Raw genomic sequence first — 17,058 nt, forward strand, 5'->3', positions numbered from 1 at the left:
TCGAACCTATTAAAAGGAAAACATATGGCAAAGTCTAAAAAGGACAAAGCGTCAAAAAAGGCTTTGTCTTATGGCAATTTATACACTCAAGAAGCAGTCACTCAGTTTCTGGTTAACTTTGGCAAGCAACCGGATACGGATGAAGTGCTGCGCAAAGCCGGAATTACACGTCATAGATTACGTGTATTGCTAGATGATGATGAGATCGCACAAGTAGTTGAAACACGGATTGATGCACTTTTAGCAACGCCGTTGCGAATCGAACCAAATGATACGGATGAAGCGGAAAAGCTGAATCTCATCCTGAAAGAATGGTTCCATGAAATTGCGACTGCTGCCATGAGTGCACTGTTCTTCGGTTACTCGGTTCAGGAAGCTGTATATGAGCTAAAGTCGGAAGGTTATATTAGTTTGCAGTGGATCGGTGAAAAGCCAATGCAATGGTTTGAGCCTAAGAATGATGGTCGGCTAATCACAGCTAAGGTTGCGCCACTTGGCTATCAGATAGCTTTTACGGACGGGGCGAATAAGCGTGCTTATAAATCACTCAATCCAGAAAACGCACTTTATTATATTTTTGATGACAATCTATGGTCTGGATGGGCCGCGAACTACGCGTCAATTTGCAACGTTGGTCTAGCCTTAGAAATGACGGACATTAACACTATTTCAGGAATGCAATGTCCGTACAATCCAGCAAACCCAAACCAAAACTGGCAAGTTGAAGGAACAGGAAGCGGGGCGCGACCTGGTTGGGCTAAATTGATTTATGGGTGCTGGAATCATGGTCAGAGCTCATATTTAACAAGTCGTAGCTCAGGGAACCATGTATGGTCAGTTGTTGGGAATGATGAGGGGTTTTACTTAATTCAGGCCTCAGTATCCGACAACGGAAACCCCAACCAGGTGGGAACGGTTAATTATTTTGGCAAATATGAAAGCCTGAATGAAAATCCGTTTAATTACTTGATTTGTGCAAATCATAAGCGTAATGCGGCTGGTGACTATCAAGAGGTAGAATCTGCACTCTTTTCACCCAATAAACCCCAGAACATCTATTACGCAGATTGCAAAATGTTTGCCAGCAAAGATGGGGCGACCAGCTCAATAGGTGTTTCACCGGTTTTTCCAACTAATGGTGCACTCAACACGTTCTATACAGAATCAAAACCAAACTTTACTGATTCAACAGGAGTTGGATTAATTAAGATTCCATTTATTGCCCAACAGGGAGCACCAATAGAGGGTTATTTGCCGCATGTTTATGTGCCACTTTTAAGCCGTCCGTTGGTAATAAATTCAATGGCCGTATACGCTTTTTTAGTTGAGAAGCACGAAAACGGAAATCATTTTATTGAAATTAATGGTCTATGTTCATACGCATCGGCAGTAGCTACGCTGTTTTTTGAGTTAAAGGATTAGAAATGAAAATAAGCCTACTTTTGAATGGTGTGGTATTTCTAAAACCTAAGACAGCACCAGCCTCTTTCTCAATCATGGGGGAAGTTAAGACAAATTCCGCCAACACGGCTGGGGTTTTGGTTCGTTTGTTTTCCCGTAGTGATGCTTCTTTAGTTGGGCAAACACTAACAAGGGCAGATGGCAGTTACAAGTTAACCGTGGCCGATACGAAAGAAAAGTTTATTGTAGCCCATCACCCGCAGCGGCTATTTAATGCAGTGATCCAAGATAATGTGGTGCCAAAATGAGTAAAACATCAGTCAAAGCAAGGTTTGCCATGAGCCAAGCCTTTGCAAATTTTATGGATAACGGTAGCCAAAGTGCTACCGTTATTTTTTATGATGGTATACAGCCGACCAGTCCCGCAGTTGCAGCGGATTCAAACAATGCTTTAGTGACGCTGACTTTTCCTGAGCCATGCATTAAAGAAACCACAGCCACTTATGTGGAGCTTCATCCAACCGATACAGCAACCGTGATTAAGTCAGGCACAGCAACATGGGCACGTATTTATAACGGTGCTGGTGAAGTCGCTGCCGATCTGACGGTGGGCACAGATATTTCCCTGGCCAACACCAATTTAGCACTCGGCGGCACGCTGTCTGTTACCTCAATAAAACTCAGACCTTAAATTAAAAAGGGTGCTCATGTGGATTTTAAGAATAAGCTCGGCACCGTTGATGCTCACAACCTAAACTTAAACTTTAAGCCTGATAATACCGACAGCCATAACATCATTCTGAATTTTGAGCATCTGGCCGATGGCTCAACCAATCTCAATTTTGGTGATGATGTATCTGCAGTCATTGATACGGTTTTAGAGACTGATTTTAGTTTTGAAGTCACTGCAATTTATGCCGACAGTGGTGCCAATACTGCAGTCATCGACACAGTGCTTGATACCGAGTTCGGCTTTGAAGTCGTTGCGGTCTTTAAAGAAAATACCGATGTCATCGGGCAGATTGATACGATTTTAGACACCAGTTTTAGTTTTGAAATCGGAGCGGTATTTAGCGAAAACTTCTGCATCATTGATACAGTTTTAGATTCTGAGTTTCGGTTTGAAGTTAAAGCGTTATTTGATATCAATCATCTGGTCGGTGTGTCCTATGGTTTTGACATGCGATATCAGAAGGCCATCGTAGCCTTAAGCACAACAGAAATACCGTGGGCTAAGCCAGTATTAAGAGTCTCTAATGAGGCTCTTTTTTATGACCAAGGCTTGGTGATTTCCAGTCAGAAAAATATTCAGTATGAGCAATCTGGATCATTAACCCGGGTGATTAGATCCATACATGAGCACGCAACCGGTTTAAGTTCTGATGCGTATGTGATCTGGGAAGAAGGCGATAAACGCTTTATTCATCAGCGCTATCTGCATGAAGAAACCATCAAGCTGCGGCATAACCGTGAAACCGTCTGGCAGGAAATGATCCGACGTCGCAAGACTTTTACTTATTCACATGAAGTAGCTCAAGTCTTTGAGCATCGTTTTTCATTTGAATGGGATAAAAGCCTAGAGATTGTCACCCAGTCAGATTTGCCCTGGGATCAGGCCAAAGCGATTCATTACCGCAAGCATCCGGTTTTACCTTGGCCAAAGCCAGAATTACCCAAATATGAAGGCAGCACAGATTTAAATTTCATCTGCTTATGTCATGACGTTGATTCACACAATGTTGTTTTAAATTTTGGTGCAGATGACTGTATTCCAGCACTGCCGAAAAGGAACTGGTGGTATATCGTGAACACATTAATAGCCGAGCGACTGGATACCGGCGAGAAGATCAAAGTCATGGATGGTACCTACAGCACCAGCCGATCACAGTGGTGCTGGACCTATTCAATCACTGTAGCTCACACTGAAAAAGAAAAGCTACAGCCTATTGATGGGCAGCCAGTGATTCTTAAAGTCATGATCAATGGTTTTGAGCATCATGTCCTGCTCGAGGATCCAGAGGAAACCCGACGCTTTGCCAGTGTGCTATACACCTATCCGGGGCGAAGTATCACCGCTTTGAACTCTGCCAAATATGGGCCATTACGCTCATTTATTCAGGATAACGAGCGTACTTCTGTGCAGCTGGTTCAAGCGGAATTGGATCGAGCGAATAGCGGTACCAACCTGAACTGGAAGCTGATTGATGAACTGGGTTGGATTGTACCGATCGAAAGCCTGAGTTATGCAGAACTTGCACCCATCGATGCAATCAAAAAGGTGGTTGATGCAGGCGGCGGCTTTATCTATAGCCAGAAAGCAGGCAATACACTGACCATTTTACCCCGGTACCAGAAAGGCTACTGGGATACGATGACCGTGGAAGATTACGACATTCTGTTGTCTGAAAGCCTGGTGATGCAGCAGAACACCAAACAGAACGATGAATATATTGCTGACTTTAATGCGATTACTGTGGTGAATAGTCGAAGTGGTGAAAGCCTAAAAGTACAGCAGCGTGGTACTTCAGGTGATGTACCGCTAGAAACAGTCATGGGGCCATTATTTAATGTGGTGTCGGGTGCCAGCTACGGCAAGAATGAATTGGTCAAAGCTAACATTCAGGAGCTGCATACCTTTTCTGATATTCCAGTCAGTCAGGAAATTGGCGAGATGCTACCTAGTAAAACGATTGCCTTTAATGGCCAGTGGTGGGGTGTTATTGATGGGGTAAGTGGCAGCTTTTCACACGAAAAGGTCAATGAAACCATTACTGTGGAGCGTATCAGTCGTGACTAATCCTTTATTTGAATTACGCAAGCTTTTAAATCCAACCCATGCGGAATACATCGGCACCATCACCTCAGTGAAGCATCCAGAATATCGGGTGCAGATTGATGGTGGATCTGGTCCAGTGCTTTGCACATCCGGCACAGCTTATAACTTGGGTGCACGGGTTTTCATTGCAAACCAAGTGATCCTGCGACCAGCACCAACTGGACAACACTCACAAGTAGAAGTCTAACGATCAACAAAATAACAGCACCTTTGGGTGCTTTTTTATTGCCAAAAAAAAGGGGTATGTATGACTAAAGGGGATGTATATGGACTTTCTTAGTCAGGTATTAGAAAGCATAAAGAACCATTCACACATCCTTTTTACAGGTGTGCTGGGTGCAACTTTCGGCTTTCTATTAAGCAAGGAACCTACTCGGGATCGCTGGATAGGATTCTTTGCGGGCTTCATTTTATGTGTGGTCTTTGCTAAACCGGCAAGTTTATTTCTTGCTAGCGGTAACTACCCAGAGCTATTTGGTTTCATTCTGGGTGCTGCTGGTAAAAGTACAGCTGAGGCATTGCTGAGTTTGGCTCGATCAAGAGTTCTTGGTTTAGTCAAAAAGGAGAATGAAGATGCTGCTAATCATAAGTAAGACGGCATTGGTGTTATTTATAGTTTCTTTTGCAATCATGGCATTTCATCCAAAAATTCAACTCCCAAAACACATCGATTTTCTATTGGTGTTGTCGATCCTTTTTGGAGCCGCACTTTTTGTTAAAGATGAGTATTCGCCAAGTCCGGCCGGAACCCTTTTTTACACTACAGTAAGTATTTTATTCGCACTCTTTACCCGACAACTCTATATTTGGGGTAAGGGTGGTGCACGTTCTAAATTTTTTAATACGGATAAAGATGGTGACAACCCATGAAACATATTTTTGATTTCTTGCGAAAGATTAGCGGCGGCAAACTCACCCAGAAACAGGTTGATGCTGCTGACAAACTGATTGCAACTGCTTACGATGATGTCACCAGTATGCTGGGTATCGCTACGGATGAAATGCATATCAGCCCAAGTGGTATTGATCTGATCCGTAATTTTGAAAGCCTACGGCTCAATGCCTACGATGATGGCGTGGGTGTATGGACCATTGGTTATGGCACCACAAAATACCCAAATGGTATTCGTGTCAAAAAAGGGGATACCTGCACACTGGAGCAAGCCAAAAGCTACATGCAACATGACTTGAAAAAATTCGAGCAAACCGTCAATAGCGCAGTCAATCTTCCGATCAATCAGAATCAGTTTGATGCCTTGGTTTCATTGGCCTATAACATTGGACCTACCGCATTTGAAGAATCCACTTTGGTCAAAAGGCTGAATGAGAAAAATTATAAGGCGGCAGCTGATCAATTTGGCTTATGGGTAAATGCTCGTGGCAAACGCCTGCAAGGTCTGGTGAATCGCAGGAAAATTGAAATGGAGTTATTTTTAAAATGACTCTAAATCTATTATGGAAATATAAACACTGGATCGCAATTGCGGTCTTTTTCTTTTTATGGCTAGGGCAAGTTGCTTACACCAATCACTTAAACGGAAAGCTGCGCAAGGCTGGTGAACAATGCACAGTAAAAATTCAAGAGATAGAACAAAAACATCTCAAGGCTCTGGCTGAAAAACAAAATCAAATTAACCAGATGAGTTCCGATTATGAGGCAACAAGATCAGAGCAACGTGTGCAGGTCGAAACGGTTACACGTGAAGTGCAAAAGATCATTGATCGTCCTGTGTATCTCAACCATTGCTTTGATGATGATGGCCTGCAGCAACTCAACTCACTTATCGCCAGCGGTACCAGCAAACCTCCTTGAGCCTTGTCCTGATTTGCAAAAACTGGAATCAGGGCAGGGTAAGGTTGCTTTGGTCTGGTCTATTGATGTGGTTGCTAAATATAATGATTGCAAGGCAAGGCATGGTGCGATTGTGAAGGCCCTCAAGTGAGGGCTGCACAGCTCATTCGATTACGACGAATGTGAATGTGGGGATATGTGTGAAGGCTCTTTAAGTGAGGGCATTCTCATATCTTGACGTATCGCCAAGTTTTTAACCCTAGCGCCTTTGCTGCATCCTTCGCCGCCGCTTTATCACCTAAGAGTGGTACTAATTTTAAATCTAATATTTCTATCAATTCAAATTCACCTTCATTTAGATTTTGATCATACTTGTATTTATACCAACGTACTTTTTCTTCCGTAGTCGCTAGGATGTAAGCCATTTATGCCTCTAAAAGTGTAAATGTATGAATATGTTGTTAAATAGGAATTTAAGTGGGATTTTGAAATTAAAACAGATTGTTCCCTATAACTTATTCAGAAGAAACTGATAAGTTCTTAACCAATCTAGGACTCAATGTTAATGCTTAATCAGCTTTTTAAGAAGACTAAGTACTAATACATAAATTAAAATAGGAATACCTATGAGAGTTAGAACAGCGATTATGTAAGATAGCCAGATTGGCATACCAAATCCAAACCCAAAGGTGAAAGCAAGACCTTCTAAGGCCTCAACTGGATTAACTGCAGATAACCTAAATCCTTCACCGCTTCCTGAAAAAAAATAGCTAAAAAATAAGAAGGAAAGGAATGCAATTACACCGCTAATAACTTTATATATTTTCATAGAACCATCCGTTTATTTTCTTCTATCAAAGATGTCAGCCTAATCCTACGACATTTATATCTTTAAAAAAATGTAGACTGATTTGTAGACTGTTCGTGGTTGTTAGTGCGAAGTATTGCAAATACACAATACATTTAAAATCAGTCACTTACACTTGTTTTCAGTCAGTATGATTTAAGTGGAATTAGTATTCCCAGAACTGGCGCTTCTAAGAGCAGTAAAAAACCTCAATTGAGAGCTATTTAGCTCATTCGATTACGACGAAAGTGAGTGTGGGACATTTGTATAAAGGCCCTCTAAGTGAGAGATTTATATTTAAGTTTATTCATTAAATTCTCGTAATACTTTTTCGTAAAAGCATCTTTACTTGATTTAGCATGCTGTAAAATAAAGTTAATTTCTTTTTCCGATTTATCCTGCTGTGCATAGGTAAACATGGTGTTAATAGTAGAAAAATATTGGTTGAAATTAAAAGCACGATCATCCTTCGATATCAGTTCAATACCAAAAATAGATTCATAAAGATCAATTTTTTTAAAAAAAAGTATAGATAATTCATCTAGTTTAAAAGAGTATTCTTCTTTTTCCGCTTGGCAATTTCTCGCCTTATTTATATTTAATGCAATGTAGTTAGTTGAGATATTTATATCATTTTTTAATTTGTATATGTTTAAGTAGTGCTCAGCTTTTTTGTGATTTTTATCCGTATGAGATTTAAGCTCTATTAATGCAGTTAAAATATCCTTGGATAACTCAAATCGCTGAATGTGCTTCCAGTCATTGTAAAATATGAAAGCCAAATAAGCAGCAACCAAAGTAGTTATACCTCCAAATAGTGAGCTAACAATAGTCCACGTATTTTTGAGTGCCTCATCACTACCCTGGAAGTCAAAAATAATCCAAGTAAAAGAAAATATAAATAATGTAACCACAAAAATTATGGCGAGCATATTTACTACAAGATTATTAATATTACTCACCCTTCCATCCATCCACAATGTCAGCCCAATCCTGCATCATCTTTTTGCGATCCGCTAAATACTTGGCATGGTTATACGATGCACGCGTTTTATTCTCATCGGCATGGGCCAGTTGGGTTTCGATCCACTTTTCATCATAGCCAAGCTCATTCAGCAAGGTGGATGCTGTAGCCCGAAAATCATGGGCTGTGACATTCTGCATGATGTACTGTAGCGCTCGATTAATTGTAGTAGCTGGCATCATGCCGCCATTATAGACACCCTCAAAAACATACTTCTTGCGGCCAGTGAGCTTCTTTTGTTTAAGTAAAAGTTGATAAACCTGCTCAGACATTGGCACTACATGCGTCCTATTTTTCTTGGTCAGTCGCAGGCCTTTTTTTAATTGCTCTCGGGTCTGCTTTTCAAAAGTAATAGTTTTTTCTTCAAAATCAATAAACGACCACTGTAGTCGACGCACCTCAATCGTGCGAAGCATGGTATAGAACAAAAATAAGATAGAGTTCACAGTGGATTCAGCACCACCATAACTGTCGATCCGTGCTCTAAACACCTTTCGCTCAGCCAGACTTAATGGCCTTGCATGTTCTACGTCTGGTCGTGCAATGACTTCGCGAACCGCATAAGTTGGATCATTTTCAGCTCTTAATGTCGCAATGGCATATCTCATCACAGAGCCAATCTTTTTCCTGTTTTCAATTGCTGTGACTTCACCAGTGCCACGGTTATCCTGACTCTTAACACGTTTCACTGTATTTTGCATAATCTTCAAAACGTCAGCAGAGGTCACATCTTTAATGTTTTTATGCCCAATAACTTTATAGATATCTTTTTCCATTGCCCGGTGAAAAGCATCTATATAGGTCTGAGATTTATCCTTCAGTCGATCCGCAGCATATTCTTTTGCAATTGCTTCAAAGCTGTTTTCATCACAAAGCAGGGCAGCCTTTTCTTGTTGACGATGTACAGCCGGATCAATATTGTTTGAAAGCAGTGATTTGATTTCTTCTTGTTTTTGACGAGCCTCAGCCAAGCTTACGATAGGGTATTCACCCAGACTGATCATGGATGCCTTCCCAGCATAACGGTAGCGTACACGCCAAAGCTTCGTGCCGGTCGAACGAACCTCAATACATAGCCCGCCTTGATCGGCAATACGGTATGCTTTTTCCATTGGTTTTAGTTTTTTTAGCTTGGTATCGTTAAGCATGTGAGTAACGCAAGAGATTAAATATTGTTACTCACTATATTACTCACAAAAGCGATTAATACAATTTAATTCTATTTTATGGTATTTAACTGGAAATGCTTGAAAATAAAGACATAGGGATTTTGATTTAATGGAATTTTACAGTATTTAATTATTATGATAATTCTAGACCATTAAAAGCATGAGATTAACCTATTGAAATTAATGCACTTAACTGTGCTAAAGTTGTCCCGATCGTACTTTATTCGCGCTTATTGCAAGCATTTGTGTAACACAACTAAATCATTGATTTCATTGTGTGAAAATAAAGCACGCTTCATCATAGCAAAAAATAGCCATATTCGGCGTAACAATTTCGCTCAATTTAATAGCTTTAAAAACCTGTAGAAAATTGAATAAACTTTTTATCATGATTTAAAGTAATAGGCTTACTCATAGAAAGTTTTAAATGACTATTTTCTAGAGTAAAACTTAAAAATGAAAAAATGAGAGCAAAAAGAGATTAAAAGTATGGTGAAAAAAACATCACTTGAATAATTAAGCTTTATATAAAATTTTCTATTGAAAGTAGATTTAAAGAAAATGCCTCATAATAGGCATACAATCCCAAATGAATCGCAAATTTTTTTTACTGATATTCACTAAAAACACTCAATTTTTAGCTAAAAACAAATAAAACTTAACAAAAGTAAGAAAAAGCAGCATATTCGCTATAAAAAGCTATGTTTCTCATACATCTTAATGGATGCGTGCACTATTTAGGTGCGATAAAAAATAAAGCTGAAATAAAATAAATGAAGAATGCTTGAATATAGTGCATTTAGTTTTGCAGCTAGTATAATAGCCGCAAAGTATTTTTGTCACTTCATGATTTCTTATAAAGATTTCAAGATTTTATCTATACTTTTAAAAGTTGGTACGGTAATTGCTTAATAACTATCAACTGCTAACACGCACTTCACGGGTGCAACAAAAACATCGGAGCAAAATGAGCATGGCGAACAAGGTCCTTCAACTCATACAAGAAAGTGGCGCAAAATGGGTCGATTTTCGCTTTACTGATACCAAGGGTAAAGAGCAACACGTCACTTACCCAGCAGACAGTATTGATGAAGATACATTTGAAGACGGCAAAATGTTTGACGGTTCTTCAATTGCAGGTTGGAAAGGCATCGAAGCATCGGACATGATTTTACGTCCGGATGCGGCAACAGGTTTTATCGACCCGTTCTTTGCAGAGCCAACAGTTGTTGTAACTTGTGATGTAATCGAGCCATCAACTGGTCAAGGTTATGATCGTGACCCACGTTCGATTGCGCGCCGTGCAGAAGAATATTTGAAATCTACCGGTATCGGTGATACTGCATTTTTTGGTCCAGAACCAGAATTCTTCGTATTTGACGAAGTAAAATGGGAAATCGACATGTCTGGCGCGCGCCACACATTGATCGCTGAAGAAGCTGCCTGGTCAACCAACAAAGACTATGAAGGCGGTAACTCTGGTCACCGTCCACGCGTAAAAGGCGGTTACTTCCCAGTTCCTCCTGTAGATTCTTCACATGATATGCGTGCTGATATGTGTGCAAGAATTGAAGACATCATGGGCCCAGGTCGTGTAGAAGTACATCACCACGAAGTTGCTTCTTGCCAGTTAGAAATTGGTGTGAGCTTCAATACGATGGTGCGCAAAGCAGACGAAGTTCAACAGTTCAAATATGCAGTTTGGAACGTTGCACATCAATATGCAAAAACAGCAACCTTTATGCCTAAACCAATGGTTGGTGATAACGGTTCTGGTATGCACGTGCATATGTCGATCTCTAAAGACGGCAAGAACCTGTTTGCTGGTGATGAATATGCAGGCCTTTCAGAAATGGCGTTGTACTTCATCGGTGGTGTAATTAAACATGCTCGTTCTTTGAATGCGATCACCAATCCTTCTACAAACTCGTACAAGCGTTTGGTGCCACATTTCGAAGCACCGATTATGCTTGCTTACTCAGCGCGTAACCGTTCTGCGTCTATCCGTATTCCTTATGTGTCTAGCCCGAAAGGCAAGCGTATTGAAGCGCGTTTCCCAGATCCAATGATGAACCCGTACCTAGGTTTCGCAGCATTGTTGATGGCTGGTCTTGACGGTATTCAAAACAAGATCCATCCAGGTGAAGCTGCTGACAAGAACTTGTACGACCTTCCGCCGGAAGAAGAAGCAAAAATCCCTACAGTGGCGCACAGCCTGGATATGGCTCTTGATGCGCTTAAAGCGGACCAAGATTACCTGCTTAAAGGTGGTGTGTTCACCAAAGAAATGCTTGATGCATACATCGAGCTTAAAACTGAAGAAGTTCGTCGTTTGAACACGACTACTCATCCAGTTGAATTTGAAATGTACTACAGCTTGTAATTCATTCCGAATTAAAGTGAAGAAAACCCGCGCATGTCGCGGGTTTTTTTGTATCATCTATTTATAATTTTAAATGATTGATGGGCTTAAATGGCACAACGTAAAAAGCACACCAGCTTTTATCCATGGATCGATCCAAAAGATCATGACAAAGGTTTCAGACTAAATTTCTCTGAAGTGACTTATCTTGAAGTGGGGCGGTCGCCTGAAGGGTATAAGCAGGCTCAATTTGTGGCGCTGAAAAATCCAGAAATGGCGCTGGATTATGCTTATCCTGAATCATTTTGTTTGAGTGCTGAAGGTTTTATTTTAATTAAGACTCCGCAAGGCAAATATGAAATCATTGCAAAAACAGATAACTGTTAACAATGAATAGTCGTTCTAGAAATCAAAATCAGCGTATGTTGCTGTCAACTCTGCCTGCTGAGTTAAAACCGTGGCTGTATGCATCGGGCTCGCTTACGCAGCAACTGACCGATTTGGCGCAGGGACAATTCCATGTCGAGCCAATCCAAGAGCATTTTCAGCGTTTAAGTTTTGCCAATGCCAAATGGATGCAGATGTCACATCAGCATACTTCCTGGGTACGTGAAAGTTATCTCTACGGTTCAGAACAGATACCCTGGGTAAAGGCAAAAAGTATTTTTCCAATTTTAAGCCTGCAAAAAAAAGCCCGAATTTTTCAGCATATTGGCACCAGACCGATTGGCTGGTTTTTGTTTCAACGTACCAATCCACTGTGTCAGCGTCGGGTGGTACTTTTGGATGAGGGTTGGACTCGTCAGAGCTGCTATACTTGGCATGGCTGCAAATTTATCGTACAAGAAACATTTTTACCGGCATTTGAACACTTTATACAAAATTCACAGGCTTGATTTTTATGGTAATCGCACAAGCAATCACCTGGCGTGAGCGTCTTAGCGCCTATTATTATCTTTGTCGTTTTGATAAACCGATTGGAACTGAACTGGTCTTTTGGCCCACCATGTGGGCGCTGTGGATTGCCGCTCAGGGGATGCCACGCATTGAAATTTTAATCCCCATGATTTTGGGGGTGATTTTTATGCGGGCAGCAGGTTGTGCCATTAATGATTTTGCTGACCGTAAAGTCGATGCACATGTGGAGCGTACTAAAAACCGTCCGCTAGCGACCGGGATTATCAGTGCCAAAGAAGCCGTGATGGTATTTCTGGTTTTAGTGGCTGTCAGCGCCTGTCTGTTGTTTTTTTTGCCGATTGAAACCTTTTACTGGTCATTCGGGGCTTTATTTTTAGCGTTTATTTATCCTTTTATGAAGCGCTATACCCATTTGCCTCAAGTCTTTTTGGGTGCAGCATTTTCCTGGTCGATTCCGATGGCTTATACCGCAGTTGGGCAAACTCCGGATTTAACCTGCTGGCTTTTATATTTTGGCAATCTGGCCTGGACTGTGGCTTATGATACGCAATATGCGATTGCAGATCGTGAATACGATTTAAAGATTGGGGTGAAATCAACCGCCATCTTATTTGGTCAGCATGATATTCAGATGATTAGCGCTTTGCAGGCCAGCAGTATTATTTTGATTGCTGTGGCACTTTGGCTAGAGAATTTATTGCTTCCATTTGGCCTAGCTGCATTAATTGTTGTCGCTCTTGATTTTATTTACCAATGGATAAAAACACGGAATAAAGATCCACAGCTTTGTTTCTGGGCATTTCGTCATAACCGCTGGATTGGATTCATAATCTTTGCTGGAATTTTTCTGGCTCTTTGGTACTAACCGTCTATCGGCTGATAACAAAAGCGTCCTATAAGGATGCTTTTTTTATGCTTAATTTTGAGTGATCTCGATAAAAAGAGATAGGGAATAACAATAAAAGGATAGAAATATGCAGAATGGTTATAAAAAATTAATGTTGGGCGTACTGTGTTCTTCGGTACTGTTTTTATCTGCGTGTGGCGATGATGATAACGATAATTTTGTAGGATTTAATCCTGTTCGAACTTATACGGTTGATGAGCAGGTTAAAGAGGTTGTTGGGCGTCATGATCTCTTTACTTATCGAATGGAAGGTGTGCAGAATCGAGAGATTCGTGCCACTACGCTGGTATTTACCCCCAAAGGTACTCCACCTGTAGGTGGTTGGCCGATTGTGGTTTGGGCCCATGGTACTACAGGTGGAGCAGATAAGTGTGCACCTTCACGCCTTGCCTTGGATGGGCCTGAAAAGGCCTTGGTTATGGGGCTGGTACAACGAGGTTATGCGGTGATTGCCCCAGATTATGAGGGTCTGGGTAATGATAATGAGCCACATCCTTATCTGCATCTAGAAAGTGCTGCCAATTCAATATTATCAGCAATTAGTGAAGCTCAAAAACAGTATGGTGGGTTACTGGCCAAAGATTGGGGGGTGATTGGGTGGTCACAGGGTGGACATGCAGCTTTAGCAGCCGCAGAGTTTTATAAGGCTTTACCAAATAATACTTATCGTGGAGCAGTTGCGATTGCCCCAGCTTCCTATCTTAATGATACCTTGGAAGAAGGGCTTTTATTTGCTAAAGGTCTGGCTGCTGATGGTAATGTAGCTCAAGCAGTACCAATAGCAGCGACTTTATATACGTATGCCGCCCTTGTCAGTTCAGGAATTAAGGCAGAAAAAACTAACTTTAATTACAATCAGGCTTTTGTTAATGCTAAGGTAGATCTGGCTAGACAGGCTGAAAGTTTATGTTCACCTGAGCTTGCACAGCGTTTTGGTGCAGATATTCAAACGACATTACAAAGTGGTGTGAATTTCTCGCAATATCAGGCATTACGAGAAAACTTCCTGAGTGATCCTGATATTATGGATTATCTGATGGATAATCAGCCTGCACAAACCCGACTGGACCGTCCAGTTTATATTTTTCAAGGTACAGCAGATACCACAGTACCTTATACCATTACCCAGATCTTATACGACGATATGTTTGCGGATGGAACTGATGTTAAGTTAATTCCGATACTGAATGCCACGCACGCTACAGTGGTCACTGAAAATATTCCCGCACTGCTCAATACGGTAGAAGCCGTTATGAATACGCCAGTGTCATAATTAAATAAGAGTGATAAATCCATGCTGGCTTGAAGTCGGCGTGGATTTAAATACTGTTCGGCCTTGAGCTATGACTTTATTTTGTTATATTCGGTAGTGTAATTAAATGACGAAATTAAAACAGGTTTGTTATGTCTGAGCAGCCAAAGTCCCGCAGTATCAAAAAGCTATTGATCTTCGGTACGCTTGCACTTTGTATTCCGGTATTTTTAATTAGTATGGCATTTCTTGCAGTGGATAGTGATGCTAAAAATCAGGAAAAATACAAGCAGCAGCAAGCAGAGATGATTGCACGTATTGAAGCACGAGAAGCTGCGGAAAAGCTCAAAGCAGAGCAGGATGCTAAGGCAAATTCAACTCAAGCTGCGTCTGAAAGTACAGCAATAGCACCTTAATTTATCTTAATACCCTTTGCACTTGTCTAATATTGCAAATGTCTGTGTATTGGATAGTTGCATCGGTTGCCGAAAACTATCTGATTCGATTTTAGATATTCGATATTTCGTAGCCAAGTAATCTGAACTCTAAAATAGAAAAATATAGTCATCAGTCAGACGACTGATGACTATATTTAAATCATCTTAAAGCAATTCTTTGCGCAATTGCTCAGGAGATTTAATTGAAAGTAAGGCAGGTGCTACATCTAGGGCTGTTTTAGCACCATACTGCTGGGTTTGATTCAGACGGTAGCAGGCACGGGCATAAGCCACTAGAACACTTGCAGTAAACTCCGGATTGCTATTCGGCTTTAAAGAAAACTCAATCACCTGTTTTTGTGCATCACTGGTATTAGCACTACGAATGACAAAACCGCCATGTGGCATATCCTGGTGATCTTTCAGTAAAGTTTCCTCACTAATAAAATTCACGGTCGTATTATAATCCGCAAAATAATCAGGCATGCTGACGATCGTTTGTTCAACCGTTGCCGCATCAGCACCTTGTTCTAATACCACATAACAGTCACGATGATGTTTATCTTTGGTGCTTAACTCAGGTCGTGCGCCACTGCGGACTTGTTCAATGGCATCAGTGGATGGAATGGTGTATTGAACACCAGCTTTCACACCTGCTACTCGGCGGATCGCATCTGAATGGCCTTGGCTTAAGCCTTTACCCCAAAAAGTATAAGTTTCGCCATCTGGTAATAACGCTTCACCAAATAAACGGTTAATCGAGAACATGCCAGGATCCCAGCCAATAGAAATCATGGCTGTTTTCTGGTTGGCAAGGGCAGGTGCGTCGACTGCAGCATAATATTCCGGAATGCGTGCATGCGTATCAAAACTATCTACAGTATTGAATTTACTTGCGAAGATAGGAGCCTGTTGTGGTAAGTCATCTTTCGAACCACCACAAAGAATCAGCACATCAATTTTATCGCTAAAATCATTTAATAGTGCATCCATGCTATACACTTGAGTTTCTGCAAAGCAAGGAGAGACGCTGCTTGGTGAGCGGCGAGTAAAAATACCGACAAGCTGCATATCAGGATTTTTTTTGGATGGCAGTTTCAACACCGCGGCCAAGATTACCGTAACCCGCGATACCAATACGAATAGAATTTTGCATAAATAAACGATCACTGAATAAAAAAACAACGCCAAAAATAAGCAAGGTGATGATGGCCAGAAATGAAACAGGCGGATCAGCTCATCTGACTTATATTTTGTTTTCGAAAGGATTATAGAGCGATAACTTAAACTTTATCACCCTAATCCTACAGAAAGGCAGGTTTAACTGAGAATGCTTTTGATGAGACGCTAAATTGGAGGAGGATTGGCTAATTTTGAAGCACTAAAAGCTGCCGAGAAATTAAAAGCGGAGCAGGAGGCTTTGATCAATCCAATTCAAGCTGCAGCGAGAAATATCGAAATTGCAGCTTAACTTATCTTAAATCCCTTTGCAGTTGTCTGATAGTCGGAATCTGGGTGTATCGAATCACGGTATAGCCTGCTGCAATCAGCATGGCATCGCGTTCAGCATCTTCCTGCTCTTTGCCAATATGGCTCGGATCATCCAGTTCGACAATCGCCACTACATTATATTCACGATCAAGTACTACGAAGTCTGTGACTTTACGATTAAATTGATTGCGCATTTTCATCTGATCGTGCGTGATCAAAGCGCTAAACGCGACTTGTGCCAGAATATGATGATGAGGAAATGCATCTTTTAGACGTGTAAACATCCTGCTTTCAAAAGCAGTAATGACGCGCTTTGGATAGAATTTCTTTTGACGGGTGAAGAGATGCGGAAAGAGCAGGCAAACTAATGCAAATGTTGCCAGGCAGCCAATCACAAAAAATATAAACTGACTCAAATCAAACACAGATCACAAATAGGGAAGAATAAAAAAACCCACTTCGTAATGAGTGGGTTTCTTCAGAATCTTGGCTCTCCCACCTGGGCTCGAACCAGGGACCTGCGGATTAACAGTCCGTCGCTCTACCGACTGAGCTATGGAAGAATAGATGGCTCTCCAACCTGGGCTCGAACCAGGGACCTGCGGATTAACAGTCCGTCGCT

Annotated in this window: 20 protein-coding genes, 1 tRNA gene and 1 pseudogene; 15 read left to right on the forward strand and 7 right to left on the reverse strand. The window is 41.2% G+C overall.

The window, feature by feature from the left end; all coding sequences use genetic code 11:
- Positions 1 to 24 precede the first annotated feature (24 nt).
- From WAK81_RS01220 to WAK81_RS01260, 9 genes are all read left to right on the forward strand, one after another.
- Positions 25 to 1,422, forward strand: a complete 1,398-nt coding sequence (locus WAK81_RS01220; RefSeq protein ID WP_422195367.1) for a phage portal protein family protein — start codon at positions 25 to 27, stop codon at positions 1,420 to 1,422.
- A gap of 2 nt (positions 1,423 to 1,424) precedes the next feature.
- Entirely contained in the window at positions 1,425 to 1,709 is a 285-nt protein-coding gene (locus tag WAK81_RS01225; RefSeq protein WP_422195350.1) for a carboxypeptidase regulatory-like domain-containing protein, read from the forward strand.
- On the forward strand, positions 1,706 to 2,092 hold the full coding sequence (locus tag WAK81_RS01230; protein WP_422195351.1) for a hypothetical protein: 387 nt from the start codon (positions 1,706 to 1,708) through the stop codon (positions 2,090 to 2,092). The genes WAK81_RS01225 and WAK81_RS01230 overlap by 4 nt, the downstream gene beginning before the upstream one ends.
- An 18-nt stretch (positions 2,093 to 2,110) precedes the next feature.
- Entirely contained in the window at positions 2,111 to 4,198 is a 2,088-nt protein-coding gene (locus tag WAK81_RS01235) for a hypothetical protein (RefSeq protein WP_422195352.1), read from the forward strand.
- Positions 4,191 to 4,424: a hypothetical protein gene (locus WAK81_RS01240; protein ID WP_422195353.1), complete on the forward strand. Its 234-nt coding sequence runs from the start codon at positions 4,191 to 4,193 to the stop codon at positions 4,422 to 4,424. The genes WAK81_RS01235 and WAK81_RS01240 overlap by 8 nt, the downstream gene beginning before the upstream one ends.
- 79 nt (positions 4,425 to 4,503) lie before the next feature.
- On the forward strand, positions 4,504 to 4,830 hold the full coding sequence (locus WAK81_RS01245) for a hypothetical protein (RefSeq protein WP_004646469.1): 327 nt from the start codon (positions 4,504 to 4,506) through the stop codon (positions 4,828 to 4,830).
- Complete coding sequence (locus tag WAK81_RS01250) at positions 4,811 to 5,107, forward strand: hypothetical protein (RefSeq protein ID WP_422195354.1); 297 nt, start codon at positions 4,811 to 4,813, stop codon at positions 5,105 to 5,107. The genes WAK81_RS01245 and WAK81_RS01250 overlap by 20 nt, the downstream gene beginning before the upstream one ends.
- Positions 5,104 to 5,679, forward strand: coding sequence for a lysozyme (locus WAK81_RS01255; protein ID WP_422195355.1), 576 nt, complete (start codon positions 5,104 to 5,106; stop codon positions 5,677 to 5,679). The genes WAK81_RS01250 and WAK81_RS01255 overlap by 4 nt, the downstream gene beginning before the upstream one ends.
- Entirely contained in the window at positions 5,676 to 6,050 is a 375-nt protein-coding gene (locus tag WAK81_RS01260) for a hypothetical protein (protein ID WP_422195356.1), read from the forward strand. The genes WAK81_RS01255 and WAK81_RS01260 overlap by 4 nt, the downstream gene beginning before the upstream one ends.
- A gap of 206 nt (positions 6,051 to 6,256) precedes the next feature.
- Here WAK81_RS01260 and WAK81_RS01265 read toward each other — a convergent pair whose 3' ends face one another.
- From WAK81_RS01265 to WAK81_RS01280, 4 genes are all read right to left on the reverse strand, one after another.
- Complete coding sequence (locus tag WAK81_RS01265) at positions 6,257 to 6,454, reverse strand: hypothetical protein (protein WP_422195357.1); 198 nt, start codon at positions 6,452 to 6,454, stop codon at positions 6,257 to 6,259.
- Positions 6,455 to 6,591: 137 nt separating this feature from the next.
- Positions 6,592 to 6,858, reverse strand: a complete 267-nt coding sequence (locus tag WAK81_RS01270) for a hypothetical protein (RefSeq protein WP_422195358.1) — start codon at positions 6,856 to 6,858, stop codon at positions 6,592 to 6,594.
- Between the two features lie 296 nt (positions 6,859 to 7,154).
- Positions 7,155 to 7,838, reverse strand: a complete 684-nt coding sequence (locus WAK81_RS01275; RefSeq protein ID WP_422195359.1) for a hypothetical protein — start codon at positions 7,836 to 7,838, stop codon at positions 7,155 to 7,157.
- Positions 7,831 to 9,048: a tyrosine-type recombinase/integrase gene (locus WAK81_RS01280; protein ID WP_422195360.1), complete on the reverse strand. Its 1,218-nt coding sequence runs from the start codon at positions 9,046 to 9,048 to the stop codon at positions 7,831 to 7,833. The genes WAK81_RS01275 and WAK81_RS01280 overlap by 8 nt, the downstream gene beginning before the upstream one ends.
- Before the next feature lie 988 nt (positions 9,049 to 10,036).
- Between WAK81_RS01280 and glnA the strand changes: the two genes are divergently transcribed.
- The 6 genes from glnA (at position 10,037) to WAK81_RS01310 (ending at position 14,924) form a co-directional block, all read left to right on the forward strand.
- The gene (gene glnA / locus WAK81_RS01285; protein WP_422195361.1) at positions 10,037 to 11,452 is read left to right on the forward strand and encodes a type I glutamate--ammonia ligase; all 1,416 of its coding nucleotides are present in this window, start codon (positions 10,037 to 10,039) and stop codon (positions 11,450 to 11,452) included.
- 90 nt (positions 11,453 to 11,542) lie between these two features.
- Complete coding sequence (locus WAK81_RS01290) at positions 11,543 to 11,818, forward strand: hypothetical protein (RefSeq protein WP_422195362.1); 276 nt, start codon at positions 11,543 to 11,545, stop codon at positions 11,816 to 11,818.
- A 2-nt stretch (positions 11,819 to 11,820) separates the two neighbouring features.
- Entirely contained in the window at positions 11,821 to 12,327 is a 507-nt protein-coding gene (locus WAK81_RS01295) for a chorismate--pyruvate lyase family protein (RefSeq protein WP_422195363.1), read from the forward strand.
- Between the two features lie 5 nt (positions 12,328 to 12,332).
- Positions 12,333 to 13,214 carry a 4-hydroxybenzoate octaprenyltransferase gene (ubiA, locus tag WAK81_RS01300; RefSeq protein ID WP_422195364.1) on the forward strand — a complete coding sequence of 294 codons (882 nt, stop codon included), beginning with the start codon at positions 12,333 to 12,335 and terminating at the stop codon, positions 13,212 to 13,214.
- 109 nt (positions 13,215 to 13,323) lie between these two features.
- Positions 13,324 to 14,529: an alpha/beta hydrolase family protein gene (locus WAK81_RS01305; RefSeq protein WP_422195365.1), complete on the forward strand. Its 1,206-nt coding sequence runs from the start codon at positions 13,324 to 13,326 to the stop codon at positions 14,527 to 14,529.
- Positions 14,530 to 14,660: 131 nt separating this feature from the next.
- Positions 14,661 to 14,924: a hypothetical protein gene (locus WAK81_RS01310; RefSeq protein ID WP_422195366.1), complete on the forward strand. Its 264-nt coding sequence runs from the start codon at positions 14,661 to 14,663 to the stop codon at positions 14,922 to 14,924.
- Between the two features lie 186 nt (positions 14,925 to 15,110).
- Here WAK81_RS01310 and WAK81_RS01315 read toward each other — a convergent pair.
- The 3 genes and pseudogenes from WAK81_RS01315 to WAK81_RS01325 all read right to left on the reverse strand — a co-directional run bounded on the left by WAK81_RS01315 (position 15,111) and on the right by WAK81_RS01325 (position 16,999).
- Positions 15,111 to 16,101: pseudogene (locus WAK81_RS01315) on the reverse strand (diaminopimelate dehydrogenase).
- 316 nt (positions 16,102 to 16,417) lie between these two features.
- Positions 16,418 to 16,861, reverse strand: a complete 444-nt coding sequence (locus tag WAK81_RS01320; RefSeq protein WP_253173292.1) for a DUF2726 domain-containing protein — start codon at positions 16,859 to 16,861, stop codon at positions 16,418 to 16,420.
- Positions 16,862 to 16,923: 62 nt separating this feature from the next.
- Positions 16,924 to 16,999 (reverse strand) — tRNA-Asn (locus WAK81_RS01325).
- Positions 17,000 to 17,058: the final 59 nt, after the last annotated feature.

The organism is Acinetobacter sp., assembly GCF_049284435.1.
Classification (GTDB): Bacteria; Pseudomonadota; Gammaproteobacteria; order Pseudomonadales; family Moraxellaceae; genus Acinetobacter.

Bases quoted from the DNA above. Each gene is read 5' to 3' on its own strand.
- WAK81_RS01225 (WP_422195350.1), top strand. From the start codon at position 1,425: ATGAAAATAAGCCTACTTTTGAATGGTGTGGTATTTCTAAAACCTAAG.
- WAK81_RS01310 (WP_422195366.1), top strand. From the start codon at position 14,661: ATGTCTGAGCAGCCAAAGTCCCGCAGTATCAAAAAGCTATTGATCTTC.
- ubiA (WP_422195364.1), top strand. From the start codon at position 12,333: ATGGTAATCGCACAAGCAATCACCTGGCGTGAGCGTCTTAGCGCCTAT.
- WAK81_RS01305 (WP_422195365.1), top strand. From the start codon at position 13,324: ATGCAGAATGGTTATAAAAAATTAATGTTGGGCGTACTGTGTTCTTCG.
- glnA (WP_422195361.1), top strand. From the start codon at position 10,037: ATGAGCATGGCGAACAAGGTCCTTCAACTCATACAAGAAAGTGGCGCA.
- WAK81_RS01290 (WP_422195362.1), top strand. From the start codon at position 11,543: ATGGCACAACGTAAAAAGCACACCAGCTTTTATCCATGGATCGATCCA.
- WAK81_RS01270 (WP_422195358.1), bottom strand. From the start codon at position 6,858: ATGAAAATATATAAAGTTATTAGCGGTGTAATTGCATTCCTTTCCTTC.
- WAK81_RS01280 (WP_422195360.1), bottom strand. From the start codon at position 9,048: ATGCTTAACGATACCAAGCTAAAAAAACTAAAACCAATGGAAAAAGCA.
- WAK81_RS01250 (WP_422195354.1), top strand. From the start codon at position 4,811: ATGCTGCTAATCATAAGTAAGACGGCATTGGTGTTATTTATAGTTTCT.
- WAK81_RS01260 (WP_422195356.1), top strand. From the start codon at position 5,676: ATGACTCTAAATCTATTATGGAAATATAAACACTGGATCGCAATTGCG.
- WAK81_RS01245 (WP_004646469.1), top strand. From the start codon at position 4,504: ATGGACTTTCTTAGTCAGGTATTAGAAAGCATAAAGAACCATTCACAC.
- WAK81_RS01230 (WP_422195351.1), top strand. From the start codon at position 1,706: ATGAGTAAAACATCAGTCAAAGCAAGGTTTGCCATGAGCCAAGCCTTT.
- WAK81_RS01265 (WP_422195357.1), bottom strand. From the start codon at position 6,454: ATGGCTTACATCCTAGCGACTACGGAAGAAAAAGTACGTTGGTATAAA.
- WAK81_RS01220 (WP_422195367.1), top strand. From the start codon at position 25: ATGGCAAAGTCTAAAAAGGACAAAGCGTCAAAAAAGGCTTTGTCTTAT.
- WAK81_RS01255 (WP_422195355.1), top strand. From the start codon at position 5,104: ATGAAACATATTTTTGATTTCTTGCGAAAGATTAGCGGCGGCAAACTC.
- WAK81_RS01295 (WP_422195363.1), top strand. From the start codon at position 11,821: ATGAATAGTCGTTCTAGAAATCAAAATCAGCGTATGTTGCTGTCAACT.